We start from the raw sequence: 25,205 nt of genomic DNA on the forward strand, positions 1-25,205 counted from the left end.
CTACTTTTAGAAAAAAATAAAACTATGAAAAAAGTAATTTTTATCCTTTTCCTTACCCTTGGTGCAGGAGGGATGGCACAAGCACAGGTTTTGAGTAAACTTAAAGCAAAAGCAAAAGCCGCTACAGAAAATTCAGTTGACCGCTCAACCGACAAAGTTGTAGATAAGGCTGTAAATAAAACCGCAGACAATGTTACAGATAAAGCATTAAACAAAGCAGGGGAAAAATTGACCAATCTATTTAGAAAGAAAAATAAGAAACACACCGACACCCTACCATCTACAGTTCCCGATTCAAACAGAAATGCAGTCGAACCCGGGAAACCATGAAAAACTGATAAGCTTGCTCAATATGCCTGATTATCCCCAGATCTCGTTTGCAGCAGTAAGAATTATGGGCATACCATTAGTGATCATAATGGTATGCTCATGCTGGGCTACATACCCACCACGGTTTCCTATCAAGGTCCAGCCATCTTCCTGCTGTTCTGCATAGCTGGAGTCTGTAGCAATAAAAGTCTCAATCGCTACTATAGAATTCTTTTTGAAACGATCGGTATTGTACCTGTCATAACAGTTCAATATATCATGGGGTTCTTCATGCAGGCTTCTTCCTACACCATGTCCTGCAAGGTTCTTGATCACTTTGTAACCTGCTTGTTTGGCCTGCATTTCTATCAATTTACCAATATCTGCAATTCTTACACCGCCCTTAATCTGAGCAATTGTTTTTTTCAAAATTTGTTTGGACACATCAACCAGGGGTTGTAGCTTATTTAAATCACGACCAAGTATAAATGAGCCGCCATTATCTGCCCAAAAACCGTTTAGTTCTGCCGAGACATCAATATTGATCAGGTCCCCTTCATTCAAAATCTTAGCCTTGGTTGGAATACCATGCGCCACCTCATTGTTTACACTGATGCAGGTCCAGCCCGGAAAACCATAGGTTAGCCTGGGGGCAGATTTGGCACCCAGCTGATTCAGGATATTACCGCCAAACTCGTCCAGCTCCTGGGCCGACATGCCTGGTGCAGCATACTTCCGCATTTGCTTTAATGTTTCTGCAACAGCATTGCTTACCTGTTTCATTCCAAATAATTCTTCCTGCGATGTGATTGACATGGTATTCTTTTTGCACAAATATAAGTATTTTAAAGCGGTTGTCCTTTAATTTCCCTTACTTCAACCTTATTGTCAAGTGGTTTTAAGCTTTTCAGATAAGTATAAATGGCAGCCAGGTCCTGCTGTGTCATTCCGGCATACATGGTCCATGGCATTGGGGTATTGAGTTCGTTCCTGCCCATGCCTGGCAGTTTAACGGTACTGTCTGCATACATTTTAAATCTTTGTACAAACATGGTTTTGCTCCAGTTGCCCAAACCATTTACCTTATGCATGGTAATGTTTGGCGAGCGCATAATTCCTGCAGGCTGTATAAATTCCATACCACCCCCAAATTCAGAACCAGGTACAATATTGCCTTTATCCATTTTACTATGGCAATCTACACAACCGGCGGCATTTACCAGGTAAGCGCCATATTTCAGGCTATCGCTTGCATCAGGCTTTTTTTGAAAGTCGGCCGCTTTTGGTAATGTTTTATTGATCAGGCTTACCGGAAAATTTAGTTCTGTATTTGGTACCTGGCTTTTTATAGGTTGCAGACTGCGGATGTAAGCAATAATGCTATAAATATCTTCTCTGTCCATTTTTCCGAAGCGGCTGTAACCCATTAATGGGAACAAAGCTTTTCCGTCTTTATTTACACCGGTGGTTACTGCTTTTAATATTTCCCCGTCAGTCCAGCTACCCAGGGCATGCGGGGTAATGTTGGCCGCGTAAATTTTGCCGGGGAAACCCATGTTTTCATCGAAAACTTCGCCACCCTGACCTATAGTACCGGCAACCGGAGGACCGGAAAATAAACTCCAGTTGCGGCTGCTGTGACAGTCCATACAGGCTGTAACATGATTGGCCAGGTAACGGCCCCTTTCCAACCGCTCAGGGGTCACTTCAATTTTTACTGCCGGTGCCTTTCCGGTATCGGGTAGGGCAACATTTACATAGAAGCCTGCAGCAGTGGCAATAACAATCACAAAAAGGACAATTAGCCCTAATACTTTTAAAATTTTCATTAAGTGTGTTTAATTTGGTAGTTTCTTATTGCTTTTAAATTTAAATTTAAGTTTAAAGTTCAAAAGTGGCAAGTATTATTCACAATTATGCAATAGTGTAGACGGAAACATTAATTTCGTCGACTAATGGTTAAGTTTGTTGGTGTTGCGGGCAATTATATTGCCTTGTCTATCCATTGCCGGCCTTCGGTAAACCTGGTTACCACCATAGAGGCAACCGTATCGCCGGTAGCATTGAGCAGGGTAGCCATGGGATCAACCAATGTGCCAATGATCATTGCAGGAGGGAGGGCCTCAATCGGTAGTCCGTAGGCCGAGATGAACAGCAGCTCGCCTACATAACCACCATTTGGGATACCGCCTTCTACCACACTTACCAGAACTGTCATACCCAGTGCAAGCACAATGGCATCGGCCGTATCAAAGCCTTTACCAAATAAGGCAAAAACAACCGCCATTTTAACAATAGAGGAGATGCTGGAGCCATCTTTATGCAGGGTTGCGCCAAGGGGAATGGTTACATTGGCGATGTATTCAGGGATGCCCATTCTTTTTGCGGCTTCCAGGTTGGAAGGTATAACGGCAATACTGCTGCAGGTGCCTACTGCCGTTGCAGAAGGAATAAGGTTATTTTTCCAGTACCTTCTGATGCCTTTGATGCCGCCCGCTACAAAGGCGTATACACTGAACATGACCACGAAATAAAAAGCCCCAAAGCCATAGTACAGGCCCAAAGACTTGGCATAGGTGCCAAACAATTGTGGACCGAAGACACCAACCTGGTAGGCAAAATAAGCACCCAGACCTATAGGGCCTGCTTTCATGATCAGGATAAATACCCCTTTAAACACTTCGTTGCCGGAATGCAGGAAACCAACAAACTGATCTGCGGCCTTTCCGGCTTTTAATGCGGCAAAGCCTATCATGATGGAAAAGATGATCATCGCCAGCATGCTTTTACGTGACAGCAGTTCGTAAAACTCTGTTGTGGTAAATAATTTTGTAAGTTGCTCGGCAAAGGGGCTGTCTTCTATTTTTTCGTTAAGCTGAGCATTGCCCAATGCTTCGTGGATAGGGAATATTTTAACGGCAACAATGGTCAGTATGGCAGATATGAGTACCGTGGCAAGAAATACGATTGCGGTAAACCCCATCATTCTGCTCAGTTTATCTGAAGGTTTGATATTGGCTATAGCAGAAGAAATGGCGAAGAAGACCAGGGGGATGACAGCGGTAAATAAGAGGTTTAGAAATATATCGCCTATTGGCTTTAATACCTCTACTTTTTTACCGAATATTAATCCGGCAATACTGCCTAAAGCAATTCCTGTGAGCAACCATATAATGCCGCTATAATTTTTTACAAATCCTTTCATTATTTGAGTTCTAAACTTTTGCCCTTTCAGGGAGGCTTGTGCTTGGTTTTTTAAATATATTAAATATTAATTCATGACAATGATGTTAAATAAAATTGAAGGAAATTCAATGGTTTTTTTCGGGAAAGAACAAAGACGAAAAGAATTGCCGTATATTAACTTAATGATAATGTACAAGTGATTTTGTTCTTATCTAGTAACCTTAATATTGGGGCTGCTATTAAAACATTAATTACAAAATATATCCATGTCAGACAGGAGAGGCTTTATTAAAGGCAGCAGCATATGGACAAAACAGACAGGATATGAAACTAATTTTAGTGTAATCATCATGAAGAAATTATGTATCCTGTTGCTGCTGATCAGCGTATCCAGTAATTTAATTTTCGCACAGTTACCCGGAAAAGTTCATGGCAGCAGTCGGGTACTTTTACCCAATGGCTGGTCCTTAAGTCCGGTTGGCAGGTCGCTCCCTTTAGGAGACCTTCCCCTGAACATCCAGCTTTCCCACGATAAAAAGAAGATTGCGGTGACCAATAATGGCCAAAGTAAGCAAACTATCCAGCTGATAGATGTTAAAACGGAACGTATTACCGATGAAAAAGAGATTGGGAAATCCTGGTATGGCCTGCAGTTTAATGATAAGGATAATAAGCTCTATGTTTCAGGGGGCAATGACAATATCATCCTGGTTTATCCGGTTGAAAAGGGTAAACTGCTTGAACCTGATACCATCAGGCTAGGAAAAGCCTGGCCAGTAAAGATCAGTCCGGCCGGACTTGCCCTTGATGACCTGAACCAGGTTTTGTATGTAGTTACCAAGGAAGACAATAGTCTTTATATCGTTGACCTGACTACCAGAAAAACACTTAAAAAAGTTGCTTTAGGCTCAGAAGCTTATTCCTGTATCCTTTCGTCCGACCGGAAGATTTTATACATTTCACTTTGGGGAGCCAATAAGGTAGTCCTGCTGGACACAAAGCTGGGGCAGATTACGGATAGCATTGCTACGCAATATGCGCCTAATGAGCTGTTGCTGAATAAAAAAGGCGATTATCTGTTTGTAGCCAATGGTGGCGATAACTCGGTTTCCATCATCAATACGCAGACAAAAAAAGTAGTTGAGGTGATCTCATCAGCAGTACATCCAACACAACTGACCGGCTCAACAACCAATGCCCTGGCCTTGTCAGACAATGAACAGACACTTTACATTGCCAATGCCGATAACAATTGCCTTGCGGTATTTAATGTTGCTAAAATAGGCGAAAGTGTAAGCCTGGGTTTTATCCCGACAGGCTGGTACCCAACGAGTGTTAAGTATTGCAAAAACAGGATCTGGGTAGCAAATGGAAAAGGCTTTACCAGCATGGCAAATCCTAAAGGTCCGCAACCCATCAGCAAAGCAGACAACAGCGAGCTGCATGAAGGCTCCACTCCGGATAAAAGGTTGCAGTATATTGGCGGCTTGTTTAAAGGAACTCTGTCTATTGTTGATGATCCGAAAGAAACGGTGCTGAAAGATTATACACAAATGGTGTACAGTAACACACCTTTCAATAAGCAGCAGCAGGCACCATCAGCATCCAATCCTATACCCTTTAAAAAAGGTGATGTAAGCCCTATAAAGTATGTTTTTTATATTATTAAGGAAAACCGGACTTATGATCAGGTATTGGGAGATGTAAAAAAAGGAAACGGAGATCCTAAGCTTTGTCTTTTTCCGGAAAAAGTAACGCCAAACATCCATGCTTTAGCTGAAGAATACGTACTGCTGGATAATTTTTATGTGGATGCCGAGGTGAGTGCCGATGGCCATAACTGGAGTATGGGCGCCTATGCGAATGATTATGTCGAAAAAACCTGGCCCACACAATATGGTAAACGTGGCGGGGCCGGAGATTATGGCGGAAACCGGAAAATTACTTATCCCAGGGATGGTTTTATCTGGGATTACTGTAAAAGGGCGGGGGTCAGTTACCGGAGCTACGGCGAATTTGCAAATGGCAAGACCGCGGTTATTGCAGCTTTGAAAGACCATTTTTGTGTCGGTTTTCCTTCTTTTGACTTTGAAATAAAAGATACCACCCGTTGTGCCATCTGGATAAAAGATTTTGACCGGCTGCTTGCAAAAGATGAAGTTCCGCAATTTAATACCATTAAATTCCCTAATGACCATACCAGCGGACAAAAGAGGGGGCAGATTTCGCCCCTGGCTGCTGTTGCCGACAATGACCTTGCTGTGGGATTGTTCATTGAACACCTCTCGCACAGCAGGATATGGAAAGAATCAGCTGTTTTTATACTGGAAGATGATGCCCAGAACGGACCCGACCATGTGGATGCACATCGTTCGCCCGCACTGGTCATCAGTCCCTATACCAAAAGGAACCAGGTAGTGAGCACGATGTATTCTACCAGTGGGTTTTTGCGGACTATGGAACTGATACTTGGACTGCCACCAATGAGCCAGTATGATGCAGCAGCAATGCCCTTATACGATTGTTTTACAGCAACACCGGATTATACCCCCTATAATCACCGGAAGGCAGGGGTAAACCTCGATACCAGGAATGTAGCATTGAATAAAAGTGCTGAACTTTCGGAAACTTTTAGTTTTGCGAAAGAGGATGAGGCGCCCGACCTGCAACTGAACCAGGTGGTATGGAAATCTGTAAAAGGGGAGGATGCTGTAATGCCTGCCCCCAGAAGAAGTGCATTTGTGATTGCAGAAAAGAAAAAGAAAGATGATGACGATTAAATCTTCCAGGTCTGTATCAGGAAGGCTCGTGAATATTACAAAATTCTGACCATTAAATTGATTGGGCAGGCGTTAATTCTCACGACTGATATTATTTTTGCGCCCAAATGAGAGCTGTTGCTGTATTTTTTCTGTCACTTTGTTTCTTCCTGCTGGGCGGGCGCAATGGCGTTTTTGCAGCAAAGCCACACCATAGTACCAGTCATTCGGCTATTCAGCGTACAGATAAGCAGCAGTTAAAGATCGGTAACACCTGCAGGTACCTCTTTTTAATCAGTAACAATAACCTGACCGAAAAGAAAGAGGACTTTACCAGTGTTGAGGATGAAGGCGATGAAGAAGATGGCTTCTCTGTCAGAAAACAGGTATTACCGCTACGCTATGCGATCAGGCCTGTCCATTCAGCGGAATTAATTTATAGATGTACCTGCTTAAACGGCAGCCTGCCGTTTTGTGAGCACCTGTCTTATACTTCTTCTTTTAAATATATTCTGCAAAGGGTTTTAAGAATTTGATCGGTCATACCTCCGGAGTATGAAATATTTCTTAAGGGGACCGCTATGGTTCCCGGCCATCAAATTTTAATAATCAATAACACGAATGAAGAGAATTGTAATGCTTACAGGCTTGTGTGCCATTTTGTGCCATATCAGCTGTACCTCAAAAAAAGAAGCAAAGGAAGAGACCGGCAAATATGCGGTTACCAGTCCTTTAAAAATAGATACCTCATTTACCAAAGAATATGTTTCGCAGATCAAATCTGTAAGGAACATCGAGATCAGGGCGCAGGAAAAAGGCTACCTTCAGCAGATCTATGTAGATGAAGGCCATTTTGTGAAAGCGGGTCAGCTGCTGTTCAAAATTATGCCTAAAATGTATGAAGCTGAATTGCTGAAAGCCCAGGCCGAAACCAAGGCTGCAGAAATAGAACTGCAGAATACCAAACTGCTGGCCGATAAGAATGTGGTCTCAAAAAATGAACTGGCTATGGCCCAGGCCAAACTGGAACAGGCGAAAGCAGAGACGGCACTGGCCAGACTCCACCTGTCGTTTACCGAGATCAGGGCTCCTTTTGATGGGACAATTGACCGCATCCCATTAAAGCTGGGCAGTCTTGTAGACGAGGGTGAGCTGCTTACCAGCCTGTCCGATAACAGCCAGATGTTTGCCTATTTTAATGTGTCTGAACCAGAATACCTGGATTACGAAACCAATACCAGAAACCGGGGCAACAGCAAGGTAAGTTTAGTGCTGGCCAACAGCCAGCCCCTGAAGTACAAAGGTGAAGTGGAGACCATAGAAAGTGAATTTAACAATGAAACCGGAAATATTGCCTTCCGGGCAAGGTTTCCGAATCCTGACAGGTTGCTAAAGCATGGCGAAACGGGCAAGGTTCAGATGACTGTCCCGCTCAGAAATGCCCTGTTGATACCACAGAAGGCAACTTATGAAATCCAGGATAAACTATATGTTTTTGTGGTGGATAAAAATGGCAAAGTCAAATCAAGGAACATCAGTATCAGTAACCAGATGCCTGATCTGTATGTGGTAGGCAATGGCCTTTCTGAAAATGACAGGATTCTTCTGGAAGGTGTCCAGAAGGTAAAAGATGACGATAAGATCGTCTACAATTTTGTAGCACCTAAGGAAGTCATTTCCCGTCTGCAATTGAGAGCGGAATAGTGGTCCATCCCTAAATTTAATTTTATGTTTAATAAATTCATACACAGGCCTGTCCTGTCTATAGTGATATCGCTCATCATTACCTTTCTGGGGGTTTTGGCGGCAACCCAGTTACCGGTAACACAATTTCCTTCTATTTCTCCTCCAAAAGTGAACATCACTGCGGAATACCCCGGGGCCAATGGCGAATTAATGATCAAATCTGTTATCATTCCACTTGAGCGGGCCATTAACGGTGTTCCCGGAATGAAATACATGGCTTCTGATGCGGGGAATGACGGAGAGGCTACCATACAGGTCATCTTTAACCTGGGTACCGATCCTAACCAGGCTTCAGTAAATATCCAGAACCGCGTGGCCTCGGTAATCAATAAGCTGCCGCCACTGGTGGTGCGCGAGGGTGTTAAAATTACACGTGAAGAGTCCAACATGCTGATGTACATCAACCTGTACAGCAAAGACCCCAATATGGACCAGAAGTTTCTTTTCAATTATGCCGATATCAATGTTTTGTCGGAACTGAAAAGGGTTGACGGGGTTGGTGTGGCCGATATTTTGGGTAACAGGGAATATGCCATGAGGATCTGGTTAAAGCCCGACCGTATGCTGGCCTATAAAATCTCTGCAGATGAAGTACTGAAAGCGCTCGATGAGCAAAGTCTGGAAGCCTCACCCGGCAAAACCGGAGAAAGCTCGGGCAAAAGGTCGCAGGCCTTTGAATATGTATTGAAATATCCCGGACGGTTCAGTACCAAGGAAGGTTACGAAAACATCATTTTACGATCCAGCAACAAAGGAGAGCTGCTGCACCTGAAAGATGTTGCGGATGTAGAATTCGGAAGCTCCTATTACGATCTGTATTCCAACCTGAATGGCAAGCCTTCTGCTGCCATAACTGTAAAACAATCGTATGGAAGTAATGCCAGTCAGGTAATTAAAGACATCAAGGCCAAACTGAAAGAGATCAAATCAACTTCCTTTCCTAAAGGAATGGATTATGAGATCAGCTATGATGTTTCCAAATTTCTGGATGCTTCTATTGAAAAGGTAATCCATACCCTGGTAGAGGCCTTTATCCTGGTAGGGCTGGTGGTATTTCTTTTTCTGGGCGATTGGCGCTCAACCCTGATCCCTGCCATTGCGGTACCGGTATCCCTGATCGGAACTTTTCTGTTCATGCAATACCTGGGTATTACCTTAAACCTGATTACCCTATTTGCGCTGGTGCTGGCAATTGGTATTGTGGTAGACAATGCCATAGTTGTAATTGAGGCGGTGCACGCCAAAATGGAAGAGAAAAATCTTTCGCCACTCAAAGCTACCGAAGAGGCTATGCACGAGATCAGCGGGGCCATCATTGCCATCACTTTTGTAATGGCTGCAGTATTTATACCGGTTGCATTTATGTCGGGCCCTGTTGGTATATTCTACAGGCAGTTTTCCATTACCATGGCAACTTCCATTATCCTGTCGGGAGTGGTTGCGCTTACCCTTACTCCGGCATTGTGTGCCATGATGCTGAAAAACAATCATGGGAAACCAAAAAAGAAAACCTGGCTGAATAAAATGCTGGATGGTTTTAACAATTGGTTTAACAGTGTTTCCGGCAGGTACCAGAACTTGCTGGGCAAAATTGTGAACAGGAGGGTAATCACCTTTGGCATGCTGCTCGCTTTTTGTGCAGGGATAGGCTTACTCAATAAGGTACTGCCTGCCGGCTTCATACCGAACGAGGACCAGGGAATGTTTTACGCCGTAATCCAAACCCCTCCCGGCTCTTCACTGGAAAGGACAAACCAGATTGCCGAAAAACTGCAGAAGATTGCAGAAGGGATGGAAGATGTACAATCGGTTTCTTCCCTTGCCGGTTATGAGATCCTTACAGAGGGTACAGGTGCCAATTCAGGAACCTGCCTGATCAATCTGAAAAGCTGGGATGAGCGCAAACACGGTGTTCAGGAAGTGATCAATGAGCTGGAAGAAAAATCCAAAGACATTACAGGCGCTACCATAGAATTTTTCCAGCCGCCCGCAGTACCTGGTTATGGGGCTGCCGGTGGTTTTGAGCTGCGCCTGCTGGATAAAGCAGGGAGCGGCGATTATAAAAAGATGGAGACCGTAAGCCGGGATTTTGTGAAGGAACTGGAGAAACGGCCTGAATTGTCGTCTGTATTCACCTTTTACAGCGCCAGCTTTCCGCAGTACATGCTGCGGATTGACAATGACATTGCCCAGCAAAAAGGGGTGACCATCGAGAATGCCATGAATACGCTTTCTACCCTGATTGGAAGTAACTATGAGACCAGTTTTATCAAATACGACCGGCAATACAAAGTAATGGTGCAGGCCCTGCCGCAGTACAGGGCTTTACCAGAAGATGTGCTGAAGCTGTATGTAAAGAACGACCATGAAGAAATGGTACCTTTTTCCGCTTTCATGAAAATTGAAAAGGTGTATGGCTTATCAGAGATCACCAGGCACAATATGTACAATGCCTCAGAGATCAGTGGATCGGCTGCAGCGGGATACAGCAGTGGAGCAGCCATTGATGCGGTAAATGAAGTGGCAAAAACCAGTTTGCCAAGAGGCTTTGGTATCGACTGGGCAGGTATCTCCAAAGACGAGGTGGGCCGCGGAAACCAGGCCGTTTACATCTTCCTCATCTGTCTGGTATTTGTATATATGTTGCTTGCTGCCCAGTATGAAAGTTTTATTTTACCTTTTCCGGTAATTCTTTCCCTTCCGGCAGGAATTTTTGGTGCATTCCTGTTGCTCAAATTATTTGGGCTGGAGAACAATATCTATGCGCAGGTAGCCATGGTGATGCTCATTGGTTTGCTGGGCAAGAATGCTGTACTGATCATCGAATTTGCTGTTCAGAAACACAGGGCTGGCAGCTCTGTACTCAAAGCTGCAATCGAGGGGGCATCGGTTAGGTTCCGCCCGATCCTGATGACCTCTTTTGCATTTATAGCGGGACTGATCCCACTGGTTTTTGCCTCGGGCCCGGGGGCAACAGGTAACCGGACAATCGGTTCTGCCGCTGCCGGAGGTATGCTTTTCGGAACGGTATTCGGCGTAATTATTATACCCGGGCTGTATTACATATTCGGTAAAATATCCGAAAAACACCTGCTTGTTAAAAACGAAGAAGAAAACCCTTTAACCGAAGAAATTGATCACAATGTATAAACTTGGTAGATATAAATATATCGCAGTGCTGGGCATTTGCCTGGCTGCTGCAAGCTGTAAGCTTCCGGCCGTCACACAGCGGGCCGAAAACAGGTCGGTACCGGTATCTTATGGTAACAGTCTGGATACCATTAATGTAGCCACTGCCGCGTGGCGGAACTTTTTTACCGATAAGGACTTACAGCACCTGATAGATACTGCACTGACGCGCAATCAGGAACTGCTGATCACTTTGCAGGAAATTGAGATTGCAAAAAATGACATCAGGAGCAGACAAGGGCAACTGTTGCCTGCGGTAAATGGAAAAATTGGTGCCGGTATTGAAAAAGTTGGAAGATATACCAGTCAGGGTGCCGGTGATGCCAGCACAGAAATAGCTCCTGGAAAGGAAATGCCCGATCCGCTGATGGATTATACGGCAGTGCTGACTGCCAATTGGGAGGCCGACATCTGGAAAAAACTGCACAATGCAAAAAAAGCAGCGGTCAGCCGGTATTTGTCGACCATAGAAGGTAAAAATTTTGTGCTGAGCAACCTGATTGCTGAAGTGGCCAATTCTTACTATGAGCTGCTGGCCCTCGACAATCAGCTGGAGATTGTTAAACAAAATATCGAACTGCAAAAAAATGCCCTGGAAATTGTAAAGATTCAGAAAGAGGCAACCCGGGTAACAGAGCTGGCAGTCCAGAAATTTAAAGCAGAAGTACTGAATTCCCAGGGACTGGAGTTTGATATCCTTCAGAAGATCACAGAAACTGAGAACAGGATCAACTTTTTACTGGGCAGGTATCCGCAACCCATACAGAGGGATAAAAACAGCTTTTTAACCCTGATGCCGACAGCAGTAAGTACCGGTATCCCGTCCCAGTTACTGGCCAACCGGCCTGATGTCAAAAAGGCTGAACTGGAGCTGGCTGCAGCCAAACTGGATGTTAAAGTTGCAAGGGCCGAATTTTATCCTTCTTTCGGCATTTCTGCTGCTTTAGGCTTTCAGGCATTTAAGCCATCTTACCTGGTTAAATTTCCGGAATCAGTGCTTTATTCGCTTGCCGGAGATCTTGCCGGTCCCCTCATCAACAGAAAGGGCATCAAGGCAGAGTTTTACAATGCCAATGCGCGCCAGCTTCAGGCCATGTACAATTATGAACGGACCATTCTAAATGCATATCTGGAGGTTTCTGCCCAATTGTCGAAAATCAGTAACCTGGAAAAAAGTTACGACCTGAAATCGAAAGAAGTAAAGGCACTCAGCAGCTCAATAGATATTTCCAATGATCTGTTTAAGTCGGCACGTGCCGATTATCTGGAAGTTTTAATGACCCAAAGAGATGCGCTGGCAGCCAAACTGGAACTGGTAGAAACCAAAAAGGGACAGCTCAATGCTGTCACCAATATCTATAGGGACCTCGGTGGAGGCTGGAAATAAAACCGTATATTTAATTCGCAGGCAGGTAGCCTGTAACGGTGAAATTAAAAAATAAAGCTATGAAGGAAATCAGGAAAGAAGATATCCAGCAAGGTGTGTTTGACCTTTATGACGATTATGCCCATAACAGGGTTAACCGTCGTGATTTTATGCAAAAGCTGAGCGTGTACGCGGTAGGAGGGCTTACGGTAACCTCATTGATGAGCTTTCTCATGCCCGATTACAAGGGAGGTGTTCAGATTCAGCCGGATGATCCGCGATTGGTATCCAAATACATCAATTACCAGTCTGAAAAAGGTGGGGGTACCATCAAAGCCTTATGGTGTAAGCCTGTTGCCGAAAAACAGAAGCTGGGTGGTATTGTAGTGGTGCATGAGAACAGGGGCTTAAATCCTTATATTGAGGACGTAGCCCGGAGGGCAGCACTGGCCGGATTTATTTCCCTTGCCCCAGATGCCCTGAGCCCGCTGGGTGGTTATCCTGGTAACGATGATGCAGGCCGTGAGCTGCAAAGCAAACGCAGTAAGGAGGAAATGCTTGAAGATTTTATAGCAGCGTATTATTACCTCAAAAACCAGAAGGACTGCAATGGTAAAGTAGGGGTGGTAGGGTTTTGTTTTGGCGGCTGGATCTCGAACATGATGGCGGTGCGGATTCCGGAACTGGCCGCTGCAGTACCATTTTACGGGGGGCAGCCTGCAAATGAGGATGTGCCAAAAATAAAAGCCCCGTTGCTCTTGCATTATGCCGGCCTGGATACCAATGTCAACAAGGGCTGGCCGGCCTATGAGGCTGCTTTAAAAGAAAATAAAAAAGAATATACTGCTTATATTTATCCTGATGTTAACCACGGCTTTCATAACGATACAACGCCGCGCTTTGACAAAGCTGCGGCAGAACTGGCCTGGCAACGCAGCATTGATTTTTTTAAAAAGAAGTTAAAATAAGGGCCTTATCCCTTTGGGTGGCCCATTGCCGCCCAAAGGGATATTGACCGAAATAAAATTGTGCAATTGGAAGTACCAGGCAGGTAAGGCACTGCATAAAAACCCGGCAGGTTTAATTATAAAATAATTTTAAGATGAATCTTATAGTTATTTATAAAAATAAATATCTTAGCCTGATAATAAACTAAACCAAATATAAACCACCACATGACCAACCTCACAAAAGAGAAAAGTGCAGCAGCTTACCTGTTCAGTGCCCCTGTTATTGTAGCTTCTTTGGGCTATTTTGTAGATATATACGACCTGCTTTTATTTGGGATCGTAAGGATCCCCAGTTTAACCGAACTGGGACTTGATGAGGCGGCGGTATCCATTGAGGGGGCAAGTATTTTGAACTGGCAAATGACCGGCTTATTGCTAGGTGGGATACTATGGGGCATTCTGGGAGATAAAAAAGGGCGTCTGTCGGTGCTTTTTGGCTCTATCATTACCTATTCTATTGCAAACTTCGCCTGCGGTTTTGTACACGATGTAACCATTTACAAAGTATTGCGCTTTATTGCGGGTATTGGTCTGGCCGGTGAACTGGGGGCAGGGATTACCCTGGTATCGGAAAGTCTGCCCAAAAAATTAAGGGCAATAGGCACTTCGGTAGTGGCAGGAGTAGGCCTGCTTGGTGCTGTGGTTGGCTATTTTACAGTAGAGCTATTTAGCTGGAGAAATGCTTATTTTATTGGTGGGGGTATGGGTATTTTATTGTTGTTTTTAAGAATAGGTGTATTTGAATCGGGGATGTTCCATGCCATGAAAGAAAAACACCATGTGGCCAAAGGTAATTTTCTTTCTTTTTTTACCAAAAAGAGCCGCTTGCTGCTGTACCTTAAATGTATCGGAATAGGTCTGCCCACCTGGTATGTCATCGGGATACTGGCCACGTTCAGCAACGAGTTTGGCAAAGCGCTGGGCATTACAGAAGCCATAAAACCCGGACTGGCGGTAATGTGGTGCTATGTAGGCTTATCGGCCGGCGATCTGGTGAGCGGCTTGCTGAGTTACTGGCTCCAATCGAGGATCAGGGCCGTTACTTATTTAATGACTTTTACTGCAATTGGCAGTATCATATACCTGTATGGTGGAATCCATACCGCTACAGGGCTTTATGCAATGTGCCTTTGGATAGGTTTTGGAATCGGCTACTGGGCCATGTTTGTAACCATAGGGGCAGAACAGTTTGGCACCAATGTAAGGGCAACTGCCGCCACAACCATACCGAATATGGTAAGGGGTACAGTGGTATTGATGACCACTTTATATGCAGCTTTAAAACCGGGCCTGCTGGCACTCAATGCTGCAGCGGTAGTCGGACTGCTATGCTTTGGTATAGGCTTCTACTGTATCAGGACCATTCCCGAGACCCATCATAAAGACCTCGATTTTGTAGAGGATTAATCATTAATCCAGCGCAAACACCGTCATGCTTTTTGGCCCATGTGCGCCAAGCACCAGCGATTGCTCTATATCTGCCGTTTTAGAAGGGCCGGCTATGAAACTCCCGAAACCATAATCCGCGGCGCCTATTTTTAAATAGGCATCATGCATGGTTTGTACAATGTCCTTTCTGCTGATCACAACAGCCAGCTGCTGACAAATAAAAGGTACGGCCCTTTGCTGCATCAGGTCTTCTGTAATCCATAAGGCCGCATTTTCTGCTACCCCGAAATGGGCGGTAATGATGGCCAGGTCTACATTTGCGTAGCTGTGCGGGTCCTGGTTTTCCCAGCCCTTTTCGCTTATTGCTGCCAGTTCCGGTAAAGTAGAAACCACACGCTGTCCGGCAAAATGTTCTGATATATAGTTTTGTATAGCCAGATAATCTGAAACTTCAATAAATGCACCTCCAATGGTTGTCAGTACAGTTTTAAAAGCTTCCACAGGATCTGCTGCGGGAAAGCTGGTCTGTAAATCTTCCGGTAAGGCCTGCAGTTCAGGCTGGTTTTGTAATACGCTGGCTAATATCTGTGCTCTGCTACTCATGCTTTTTTGTTCTTTTTATACCATTCTCCAAACGATTGCTGAGGTACTTCAGGCATTTCACGCTGCTGGTACCAAAGGTTTAGCTTGTTGTTTACCGTAAATGGGGCATGTTTCATAAACCATCGGCCTGCTTTACCTGCGTTTTTGTAAACAAAAGGGCTGGATAAAGTAAATTCCATGGCTTTCATCGCCAGTTTCTTTTTGGGGTCTGCATAACCCTCTTTAACAATAACCTGCCGCCATTTGTACAGCTGTTCGTGGATATTGATCTTAACCGGACAAACATTGCTGCAGGAACCGCATAGGGTAGAGGCAAATGGCAGGTCTGCATATTCCCGCATGTCCAGGTTAGGGGCAAGTATAGAGCCAATAGGACCGGCTACTGCAGTATGATAGCTATGGCCCCCGCTTCTGCGGTAAACCGGGCAGGTGTTCATACAGGCCGCACAACGGATACACTTCAGCGAGTTTCTGAAATCTGGGCGGCTCAGTTGTGTGGTCCGGCCATTGTCTACCAGCACAATGTGCATTTCCTGTCCAGGTCTCGGTTTTTTAAAATGACTGGAATAAGTGGTGATAGGCTGGCCAGTAGCACTCCTGGTCAGCAACCTTAAAAACACCCCCAGGTTTGTCCGTTTTGGGATGATCTTTTCAATCCCCATGCAGGCAATATGTACATCAGCCAGATGTGCGCCCATGTCGGCATTGCCCTCATTGGTGCAAACCACAAATTCCCCGGTTTCTGCAACGGCAAAATTTACGCCTGTAATGGCTGCTTTGCGTGTTAAAAAGGTCTCCCTAAGGTGTTCCCTGGCCGCTGCCGTTAAAAACAAAGGATCGGCCATCCCCTTTGGAGTGCCCAGGTGTTCATGGAACAGTTCGCCTATTTCTTCTTTCTTCTTATGGATGCAGGGCAATACAATATGGCTCGGCGGTTCCTGTGCAAGCTGTACAATCCGCTCTCCCAGATCGGTATCAATCACATCGATCCCGTTGTTTTTAAGGTACTCATTTAAATGGCACTCCTCGGTAAGCATAGATTTGCTCTTGATCAGCCTGTTTACACTATGCGCTTTCAATATGCCATGCACAATCCGGTTGTGTTCTTCGGCATTGGCTGCCCAGTGTACGGTTATCCCGTTTTTTTGGGCCTGAGTTTCAAATTCAACCAGGTAATTGTACAGGTTCGAAAGTACATTGTTCTTGATCAGTGAGGCTGTCTCTCTCAGGGATTCCCATTCCGGAAGGTTATGGGCGGCTTTATCACGTTTGGCGCGCACAAACCATAAGGTTTCATCGTGCCAGTCTACCCTTGCTTCGTCTTTATTAAAAATGTCCGATAATCCGGCATGGTCTTTTGTTGCTGAACTCATCTGTTTTCTTACTATTCTGCATTTAATATTTCTGCAATGTGCAGTACCTTTACCTTGCTGTTTTGTCGGCGCAGGATCCCCTCCATATGCATTAAGCACGACATATCTGCTGCCGTAATGTATTCCGCACCATGGTTTACATGATCTGCCACCCGGTCTTTGCCCATTTTTACAGATACGGCCTCCTCGGCCACACAAAACGTACCCCCAAAACCACAGCATTCATCCGGCCTGCTCAGCTCCACCAGCTCCAGTCCCTCTACCATTTTTAACAGCTGCAAAGGTTTCGAAAATGGTGCAGCAACCAGCTCTGTCATTTGTGCCAGCATCAATCCCCTTTGGCCGTGGCAGCTTTGGTGTACGCCCACCTTATGCGGAAACCTTGCACTCAGTTTATCTACCTTAAGTACATCCGTTAAAAACTCTGTAAGCTCATAAACTTTTTTCCTGATCCCTGACGCCTTTTCCTCCGCTGTTGGCGAGTGTAAATGGTCTTTTATATGCAGCACACAGCTTCCCGACGGAGAAACGATATAGTCAAATTCAGCAAAATTATCTATAAACAACTCATTGCAGCCCTGGGTTAAATGCTCAAATCCCGAATTGGCCATGGGTTGTCCGCAACAGGTCTGGTTGACAGGATATTTTACTGTTATGCCAAGTTTGCTTAATAGATTTAATGTGGCAATAGCGGCATTTGGATAAAACTGGTCGATATAACAAGGTATGAAAAGGCCTACGTTCATGTATATATAGGGTTATGGGGTTAAAGATAGCGTTTTTAACTCATCAGACCATCCTGTGCTGTCATACCCCCGGTAACAATACCGATAAATTATGAAAACGTTTTCAGATAATTAAAAAAAATGCTAGCTTGCCAATTATTACAGGTTTATGGCAACTGGAAAAAAGACTTATCAAAATACCATACTGGATATTGCTGAAGCTTTAAAGCTTTCACCTGCAACCATTTCAAGGGCTTTAAACAACCATCCCTATGTGAAAGAAAAGACCAGGAACGATGTGGTAGAAATGGCTACTAAACTGGGCTATAGAAGAAATCACATGGCTTCAGGATTAAGGAGTAATAAGACACGCACAGTAGGACTGATTATTCCGAGGGTTTCCATGTTTTTTCATGCCGAAGTGATCACGACCATTCAGAACGACCTGCACAAACATGGTTATAACCTCATCATTTGCCAGTCTAACGACTCAGTAAGTATGGAACGGGAACTGGCCGAAACACTTTACGCTTCAAGGGTGGACGCATTGATTGCCGCCTGTACTTTGCAGACCATAGATTTTGCGCACTTTGATAAATTCGTGGAACATGGTACCCCGGTCATTTTTTACGATAGGGTGCCGGTAAAGGCCTATAGGGCCACATTGATTAAGGGAGATGATTTCCAGGGGGCCTATGCCGCTACCAGTCACCTGATTGCAGCAGGCTGTAAAAGAATTGCCCATGTTTCTGGGCCCTTAACCTCTAACCTGTACCAGGACCGGGCCGCAGGTTTTTTAAAAGCGATGGAAGCGCATGGTTTATCGGTAAACCAGGACTGGGTATTTCATCAGGAACTGAGCCATGAAAATGCCTTTAAGGCCATGCATAAATTGTTTGAAACTACTGCAGTGCCCGATGCCTTGTTTGCCGATAACGATACTACGGCCATTGCGGCCATTGAATTTGCCAAAGCCAGGGGCATAGCCGTACCGGAAAGCTTAAAAATTGCCGGGTACTCTAACGATCCCCGAACCGCAATCATTAGCCCCGCGGTTACTTCTGTTGAGCAGTTTCCGAACCTGGTAGGCAGGCGGATTGTGGAAACACTGGTCGACTTGCTGGCTGCCGACCAGGAAGGGGCTGTATATAAGACCGAACCCATCATTATCTCTGTAAAACTGATCAGCAGAATGTCGACCAGTACAATTTAGATTTTAATTAAACACAAAAGCGATTCTTTGAATTGCAGAAATAAATAAGAACAAATAATATATATACATGAAAACATCTTTTGAAAGCCGCTATGCAGTTAGTCCCGGTGAAGCAAAGCAATTTGATACCGCCGCTCTGCGTAAGAATTTTTTAATGGAAAGCTTGTTTGAAGCTGATGCTGTTAATTTGACACTGTCTCATTTTGACCGTTACATCACAGGCGGGGTAATGCCTGTAAATGAAGCCGTAGCGTTGTCTAATCCTGAAAATCTTAAAGCTGCTTATTTCCTGGAAAGAAGGGAACTGGGCATCATTAACGTTGGTGCAAAAGGTAAAATTGTTGCCGATGGCATCACTTACGAACTGGAATTTAAAGAAGCCCTATACCTGGGCAAAGGTACTAAAGAAGTAACTTTTGCCTCAGATGATAAAAGTAACCCGGCAAAATTCTACATCAATTCTGCCCCTGCGCATCATACTTATCCAAACAAAAAGGTTTCAAAAGCTGATGCTGAAATTGTTGAACTCGGTACACCGGAAACTGCAAATCACAGGGTAATCAATAAATTGCTGGTAAACAGTGTATTGCCAACCTGCCAGCTGCAAATGGGAATGACCGAATTGAAAAGCGGAAGTGTATGGAATACCATGCCGGCACATACGCACGACAGAAGGATGGAAGTCTATTTCTATTTTGAAGTGCCAAAAGGACAGAGTGTGTGTCATTTTATGGGCGAACCTCAGGAAACCAGGCACATCTGGATGCAGAACGAGCAAGCCGTAATTTCGCCAAACTGGTCTATCCATTCTGGTGCAGGAACCAGCAATTATACCTTTATCTGGGGTATGGCCGGCGAAAACCTGGACTATGGGGATATGGACCATTGCGCAATTAATGATTTAAAATAAGGATTAAACAAGAATAAGATGAAAAGAATAATTGGTTTTTTACTGTTGTTCCCTGCACTGTCTTCAGCTCTGATGGCACAGCAAACCGGTGCCAAAGCAATCCTAACAGTAAGTAATCCTGCAAAAATAGAGCGGATAAATGCAGTTGTATGCCTTAGCTGGGCTCAGATAACGGCTAAATATCCGCGTATTGATACGGCGAATTTTAAGGTGCTCAATGCGCTTACCAAAAAAGAAGTTCCTTTTCAGCTGGAACACCGCGGACAGGCATCGATACAAAACCTGTTGGTGCAGCTTAGCCTGAAAGCAAATGGCACTGCCAAACTTTTGATCGTTGCTGGAAAACCAGCGCCGGTTGCAAAAAAAGCTTATGGCCGCTATGTGCCTGAACGTTTTGACGATTTTGCCTGGGAAAACGATAAAGTAGCTTTCCGCATGTATGGCAAAGCCCTGGAAGGAAGAAAAGACAATGCTTTTGGAACCGATGTATGGGTAAAAAGGACAAGTAAACTGGTGATCAACGACTGGTACAAGACAGGTGATTACCATACGGACCACGGTGATGGAATGGATTATTACAGTGTAGGCCTGACCCTGGGTGCTGGTGATATTGCTCCTTATGTAAAAGATTCTGTTTATTTTCCTTTAAATTACCACAACTGGAAGGTGCTCGACAATGGACCGCTGCGCACCACGTTCCAGCTGGGTTATGATGCCTGGGATGTAGCCGGAAAATCTGTGAAAGTGCTTAAAACCATCAGTCTGGATGCCGGTTCGCACCTGAACAGGGTAGAGGCAGTGTATACTTATAACGGTGATATGCTGCCGGTAGTCGTAGGTATCGTGAAAAGAAAAGAACCCGGAACCATTTTAATGGATGAGCAACAAGGTATTTTAGGATACTGGGAACCTCAGCACGGTGTTGATGGTACCACTGGCGTAGCCACCATTGTTACAGGTCAGCCTGTAACAATGGATACCGATAAGACCCATTTACTTAGCCATGCTACTGCCAAAAATGGCGAGCCTGTAGTATATTATAATGGCTCTGCATGGAGCAAGGGAAATGAAATAACCACGGCCCAGGCCTGGTTTAATTATCTGAATAATTTTAAACAGCAATTGCAGCAGCCTTTAAAGGTAAGTGTGCAATAATTTATAAAGCAATAGAAATGGCAGTACTTGATTTATTTAATTTAAAAGGAAAAATAGCTTTGGTTACCGGTTGTAAACGCGGTATTGGCAAGGCAATGGCCGAAGCATTGGCTGAAGCCGGGGCAGACATCATTGGGGTGTCGGCCAATCTGGAACTTGAAGGCAGCGAAGTTGCCGGAGCTGTAACTGCATTGGGAAGAAAATTTTATGCTTATCAGTGTAACTTTAACGAGCGCGAAGCGATCAATTCATTTTGTGCACAGGTAAAGGCAGATCATCCGGTAATCGATATCCTGGTGAACAATGCGGGCACCATTCTGAGAAAACCTATTGCCGAGCATCCCGACGAGTTCTGGGATGAAGTGATCGCAGTAAACCAGACGGCCCCTTTTATCCTGACCAGGGAAATTGGAAGGGATATGATTGCCAGGGGAAGCGGTAAAGTGATCTTTACAGCCTCTTTGCTTACCTTCCAGGGGGGCATTACCGTACCGGGTTATGCTGCCAGTAAAGGTGCCATTGGCCAGTTAACCAAGGCTTTTGCCAATGAGTGGGCCGCAAAAGGCGTAAATGTAAATGCCATTGCACCCGGCTATATCTCTACCGACAATACTACGGCATTAAGGGCCGATGAAAACCGGAGCCGCTCTATCATGGAACGCATCCCTGCAGGCCGCTGGGGCGAAGCCGAAGATTTCAAAGGGCCTGTGGTATTCCTGGCATCGGCAGCATCAGATTACATGCACGGTACAGTGATGACAGTCGATGGTGGCTGGATGGGCAGATAATTATGAAAACCGGGCTTTTTATACTATCATTTTGCTGTTTTTTTGCTGCTGGCAGAGCCCAGACCACTAAAACGCAACCTCCGAATGTGATCATTATCAACATGGACGATATGGGGTACGGGGATACCGAACCCTATGGGATGACTGGAATACCAACGCCTAATTTTAATAAAGCGGCTAAGGAAGGCATGCGGTTTACACACTTTAATGCTGCTCAGGCAATTTGCAGCCCGTCCAGGGCAGCATTATTGACCGGCTGTTATCCAAACCGGATCGGATTGCGGGGGGCATTGTCCCCCGATTCAAAAATAGCTTTGGATACTGCAGAAGAAACCATCGCCTCCCTGCTCAAAAAGGCAGGGTATAAAACTGCCATGCTGGGTAAATGGCATTTGGGCAGCAAGGCCCCCAACCTTCCGCTTCATTATGGTTTCGACAGCTTCTACGGGCTTCCCTATTCGAACGATATGTGGCCGGTGGATTATGAAGGAAAGCCCCAGGTGGCTGTTGCGGGGAAAAAAAGCTACCCCGAACTGCCCTTGCTGGATGGCGACAAGCCTGCTGCCTATGTGCGTACACCTGATGATCAGGCCATGCTTACCGGAACATTTACCCGTAAGGCGGTACGCTTTATTGAAAATAATAAAAGCGCACCTTTTTTTCTTTACCTGGCCCATCCCATGCCCCATGTGCCGCTGGCTGCCTCGGCAGCATTCAGGGGTAAAAGTGAGCTGGGACTGTTTGGCGACGTTATTATGGAACTGGACTGGTCTGTCGGGGAGATCATGAAATCGCTGGACCGGAATAAAATTGCTTCAAATACCATTCTTATAATTATGAGCGACAATGGCCCCTGGTTAAGGTTCGGTAACCATGCAGGCTCTTCAGGTGGGTTTCGCGGAGGAAAAATGACCATATGGGATGGAGGGACCCGTGTTCCCTGCATCATCAGATGGCCGGGCAAAGTGGAAGCCGGAAGTGTAAACAGCAACCTGATTACCAATATGGATATCCTGCCAACTTTGCTGCAGCTTAGCCATGCCGCCCCACCCGAAAAGAAGATAGACGGAATAAGTTTTGCAGATTTGCTGCTGGGCAGATCTGATAAAGCCCCCCGCCAGGTTTTTTATTATTACTATAATGAAAACAGCCTCAAGGCCGTAAGGTATAAAAACTGGAAACTGGTGTTGCCACATACTTCTGTATCCTATACCAGCGACATCCATGGCAAAGATGGTTTTCCGGGAGCCGCAACGCGGGCGGAAGTAAAAATGGCTTTATACGACCTGGCCCATGATCCCGGCGAGGCTTATGATGTTCAGCAACAGTATCCCGAACTTGTACAAAAAATGCTTGTTTTTGTGGAAGAGGCAAGAGCGGACATGGGAGATGACCTTACCGGCAGAAAAGGTAAAAATCTGCGTCAGCCTGCCATTGTCAATTAACTATTTTACTATATTTACTATATGTATAAGAAACTCATTTTTTTAATGCTGCTGCTGTCGGCAACAGGGCATTTCTGTATTGCCCAGAAGGTAATAGAATATAAAACATGGAACCCCGTCAATGAAAAGACCAGTGTTGTGGGCGGACAAGGTTGGCATAGCGGACTAAAGGACTATTACGACCGTTTGCCCGCAAAAGCAGAGCAAACAGCCAGAAAAGTGGTTTGGAACCTTTCTAAAAACAGTACAGGACTTAACCTCCGGTTTAAATCGAATGCAGCAGAAATTGTAGTCAGGTATCAGGTTACAGGGCCTGTACAAATGTCGCACATGCCGGCAACAGGGGTAAGCGGGCTGGACCTGTATGCCAAAGGCCCAGATGGCCAGTGGCTTTGGTCGGCAGGCAAATATAGCTTTGGCGATACCCTGGTTTACCGCTTTACGGGCCTGGAAAGTGCTGACCTTAAAGAAAGAACTTACACCCTTTTTCTTCCTTTATACAATGCTGTAAAATGGATGGAAATAAGCGTGCCTAAGCAAAGCGCTTTTACGCCTTTAGCACCGGTTGCGCAAAAACCCATTGTGGTTTATGGAACCTCTATTGCACAGGGGGCATGCGCCAGCCGCCCCGGCATGGGCTGGACAAACATCCTGAGCCGTAAACTGGATGCACCCGTCATTAACCTTGCTTTTTCCGGCAACGGGCGCATGGAAAAAGAGATTGTAGAACTGCTGCCCGAAATTGATGCCCGCCTGTATGTGCTGGACTGCCTGCCCAATCTGACAGGTGAGGCCTTTACCAACGAGATCATCAAACAAAAAATTGAAGATGCAGTGGCATACCTGCAATCGAAAAAACCTGGTGTTCCCATTTTGCTGACAGAACATGACGGCTATACCGACGGTGGCATCAACCAGGAGCGGACAAAGGCTTATGAACGGGTAAATGCCGTGTTAAAAGCCACTTTTGCAGCTTTAAAAGCAAAAGGTATAAAAAACATTTATTACCTGTCTAAAGCAGAAATTAACCAGGACATCGACACAATGGTGGATGGTACCCATCCGAATGATATCGGCATGATGCGTTATGCCGATGCCTATGAAAAGGTAATCCGGAAAATAAAATAGCTTTATTTGCTGAGGTATGACTTCTGGTAGTTGAGCGGGCTTTGCCCGGTAATGATCTTAAAATGTTTATGAAAGCTGGCAAAATTATGAAAGCCGCTTTCATAACAGATCTGTTTTACGTTCATGCTGTCTTCAATCAGCAGTTTGCAGGCATGACCAACCCTGATCTCGCTGATAAACTGGGTATAGGTTTTCCGTGTCCTGGATTTAAAATACCTGCAAAAGGAATTCGGACTGATGTTGGCCACTGCAGCCATCTCTTCCATCGGGATCTTCCGCTTAAAGTTCATCAGCGAATGGTTGTAGATGGCATTGATCCTGTCATTTTCCGTTTCTTCGAAATTGTTGCGGAAACCCATAGAAGATAAAGGTTTGTCCTGCGTACTGCCCTCTATGGCCAGTAAGGCTTCCATCAATAAAATAATCCTTGATGGGCCCGTTGCCTGCAATATGTCTTCCATCAGGCCCCCAATCTGCCGCTTGCTGTTATCCCTGATCTGTATCCCGCGCTGGGCTTTTTCCAGGGTCAGCCTGATGCCTTTATTTTCGGGCAGCGAAAGAAAATGGTTGCCCCAGAAATTTTCACAAAAATGGACCACCACTACATCGGCATTGTTCTGCTCACCTTCATCAAAATAAATGTCGTCAAATTTCCAGTAATGTGGTAAATGGGCACCTACCAATACAATATCCCCCGAATTGAAACGCTTGATGCTATCGCCGATAAACTGGGTGCCATTGCCTTTTTTGAAATAGATCAGCTCCACTTCAGCATGGTAATGCCAGCGGTTGTTGATATAGGGTACTTTATCTCTTCTGGCACTAAATGAGTTGACCAGCGTATTGGAAACTTTGAGCAGTTGAGGTTTCATTACATATTTGGTTAGCTACGGTTTTAAAAATAGAAAAAT

At 45.1% G+C, this 25,205-nt stretch carries 21 protein-coding genes; 14 read left to right on the forward strand and 7 right to left on the reverse strand.

The window, feature by feature from the left end; translation table 11 throughout:
* Positions 1–24: 24 nt before the first annotated feature.
* Positions 25–330 (forward strand): hypothetical protein, encoded by a 306-nt coding sequence (locus HDC92_RS14680; protein WP_183875578.1) that lies wholly within the window; start codon positions 25–27, stop codon positions 328–330.
* A 30-nt stretch (positions 331–360) separates the two neighbouring features.
* Here the strand turns inward: HDC92_RS14680 and map are convergent, their stop codons facing one another.
* The 3 genes from map to HDC92_RS14695 form a co-directional block, all read right to left on the reverse strand.
* A complete protein-coding gene (map, locus tag HDC92_RS14685; RefSeq protein WP_183875580.1) occupies positions 361–1,125 on the reverse strand; it encodes a type I methionyl aminopeptidase in 765 nt (254 codons plus the stop codon).
* Positions 1,126–1,154: 29 nt separating this feature from the next.
* The gene (locus HDC92_RS14690; RefSeq protein ID WP_183875582.1) at positions 1,155–2,138 is read right to left on the reverse strand and encodes a c-type cytochrome; all 984 of its coding nucleotides are present in this window, start codon (positions 2,136–2,138) and stop codon (positions 1,155–1,157) included.
* A 155-nt stretch (positions 2,139–2,293) separates the two neighbouring features.
* Entirely contained in the window at positions 2,294–3,514 is a 1,221-nt protein-coding gene (locus HDC92_RS14695) for a dicarboxylate/amino acid:cation symporter (RefSeq protein ID WP_183875584.1), read from the reverse strand.
* A gap of 247 nt (positions 3,515–3,761) precedes the next feature.
* Between HDC92_RS14695 and HDC92_RS14700 the strand changes: the two genes are divergently transcribed.
* From HDC92_RS14700 to HDC92_RS14730, 7 genes are all read left to right on the forward strand, one after another.
* Positions 3,762–6,275: an alkaline phosphatase family protein gene (locus HDC92_RS14700; protein ID WP_255484539.1), complete on the forward strand. Its 2,514-nt coding sequence runs from the start codon at positions 3,762–3,764 to the stop codon at positions 6,273–6,275.
* A 107-nt stretch (positions 6,276–6,382) separates the two neighbouring features.
* Complete coding sequence (locus tag HDC92_RS14705) at positions 6,383–6,790, forward strand: hypothetical protein (protein WP_183875586.1); 408 nt, start codon at positions 6,383–6,385, stop codon at positions 6,788–6,790.
* Positions 6,791–6,875: 85 nt separating this feature from the next.
* A complete protein-coding gene (locus HDC92_RS14710) occupies positions 6,876–7,958 on the forward strand; it encodes an efflux RND transporter periplasmic adaptor subunit (RefSeq protein ID WP_183875588.1) in 1,083 nt (360 codons plus the stop codon).
* 24 nt (positions 7,959–7,982) lie between these two features.
* Positions 7,983–11,150, forward strand: a complete 3,168-nt coding sequence (locus HDC92_RS14715) for an efflux RND transporter permease subunit (RefSeq protein ID WP_183875590.1) — start codon at positions 7,983–7,985, stop codon at positions 11,148–11,150.
* Positions 11,143–12,576, forward strand: a complete 1,434-nt coding sequence (locus HDC92_RS14720) for a TolC family protein (RefSeq protein ID WP_183875592.1) — start codon at positions 11,143–11,145, stop codon at positions 12,574–12,576. The genes HDC92_RS14715 and HDC92_RS14720 overlap by 8 nt, the downstream gene beginning before the upstream one ends.
* Before the next feature lie 59 nt (positions 12,577–12,635).
* On the forward strand, positions 12,636–13,523 hold the full coding sequence (locus HDC92_RS14725) for a dienelactone hydrolase family protein (RefSeq protein ID WP_015808758.1): 888 nt from the start codon (positions 12,636–12,638) through the stop codon (positions 13,521–13,523).
* A 207-nt stretch (positions 13,524–13,730) separates the two neighbouring features.
* Positions 13,731–14,972 (forward strand): MFS transporter, encoded by a 1,242-nt coding sequence (locus HDC92_RS14730; protein ID WP_015808757.1) that lies wholly within the window; start codon positions 13,731–13,733, stop codon positions 14,970–14,972.
* 3 nt (positions 14,973–14,975) lie between these two features.
* Here the strand turns inward: HDC92_RS14730 and HDC92_RS14735 are convergent, their stop codons facing one another.
* Genes HDC92_RS14735 through HDC92_RS14745 form a run of 3 tightly spaced genes read right to left on the reverse strand, consistent with a single transcriptional unit; the run spans position 14,976 to position 17,676 of the window.
* Positions 14,976–15,557: a lactate utilization protein C gene (locus HDC92_RS14735; RefSeq protein ID WP_183875594.1), complete on the reverse strand. Its 582-nt coding sequence runs from the start codon at positions 15,555–15,557 to the stop codon at positions 14,976–14,978.
* Positions 15,554–16,930 (reverse strand): lactate utilization protein B, encoded by a 1,377-nt coding sequence (locus tag HDC92_RS14740; RefSeq protein ID WP_015808755.1) that lies wholly within the window; start codon positions 16,928–16,930, stop codon positions 15,554–15,556. Before HDC92_RS14740 ends, HDC92_RS14735 begins: the two co-directional genes overlap by 4 nt.
* Positions 16,931–16,941: 11 nt before the next feature.
* Positions 16,942–17,676 (reverse strand): (Fe-S)-binding protein, encoded by a 735-nt coding sequence (locus HDC92_RS14745; RefSeq protein WP_015808754.1) that lies wholly within the window; start codon positions 17,674–17,676, stop codon positions 16,942–16,944.
* A 148-nt stretch (positions 17,677–17,824) separates the two neighbouring features.
* Here HDC92_RS14745 and HDC92_RS14750 point away from each other — a divergent pair, with 148 nt between their 5' ends.
* The 6 genes from HDC92_RS14750 to HDC92_RS14775 all read left to right on the forward strand — a co-directional run bounded on the left by HDC92_RS14750 (position 17,825) and on the right by HDC92_RS14775 (position 24,294).
* A complete protein-coding gene (locus HDC92_RS14750) occupies positions 17,825–18,868 on the forward strand; it encodes a LacI family DNA-binding transcriptional regulator (RefSeq protein ID WP_183875597.1) in 1,044 nt (347 codons plus the stop codon).
* Between the two features lie 67 nt (positions 18,869–18,935).
* Positions 18,936–19,778 (forward strand): 5-dehydro-4-deoxy-D-glucuronate isomerase, encoded by an 843-nt coding sequence (kduI, locus tag HDC92_RS14755; protein WP_015808752.1) that lies wholly within the window; start codon positions 18,936–18,938, stop codon positions 19,776–19,778.
* Between the two features lie 18 nt (positions 19,779–19,796).
* Positions 19,797–20,933: a DUF4861 family protein gene (locus HDC92_RS14760; protein WP_183875599.1), complete on the forward strand. Its 1,137-nt coding sequence runs from the start codon at positions 19,797–19,799 to the stop codon at positions 20,931–20,933.
* Positions 20,934–20,950: 17 nt separating this feature from the next.
* Positions 20,951–21,721 carry an SDR family NAD(P)-dependent oxidoreductase gene (locus HDC92_RS14765; protein WP_015808750.1) on the forward strand — a complete coding sequence of 257 codons (771 nt, stop codon included), beginning with the start codon at positions 20,951–20,953 and terminating at the stop codon, positions 21,719–21,721.
* Between the two features lie 86 nt (positions 21,722–21,807).
* Positions 21,808–23,166 (forward strand): sulfatase, encoded by a 1,359-nt coding sequence (locus tag HDC92_RS14770; protein ID WP_317618096.1) that lies wholly within the window; start codon positions 21,808–21,810, stop codon positions 23,164–23,166.
* Between the two features lie 21 nt (positions 23,167–23,187).
* Complete coding sequence (locus HDC92_RS14775) at positions 23,188–24,294, forward strand: SGNH/GDSL hydrolase family protein (protein ID WP_221270968.1); 1,107 nt, start codon at positions 23,188–23,190, stop codon at positions 24,292–24,294.
* 2 nt (positions 24,295–24,296) lie between these two features.
* Here the strand turns inward: HDC92_RS14775 and HDC92_RS14780 are convergent, their stop codons facing one another.
* Positions 24,297–25,166: an AraC family transcriptional regulator gene (locus HDC92_RS14780; RefSeq protein WP_015808747.1), complete on the reverse strand. Its 870-nt coding sequence runs from the start codon at positions 25,164–25,166 to the stop codon at positions 24,297–24,299.
* Positions 25,167–25,205 lie beyond the last annotated feature (39 nt).

Origin of the sequence: Pedobacter sp. AK017 (genome assembly GCF_014200825.1) — a bacterium.
GTDB classification, from domain to species: Bacteria; Bacteroidota; Bacteroidia; order Sphingobacteriales; family Sphingobacteriaceae; genus Pedobacter; species Pedobacter heparinus.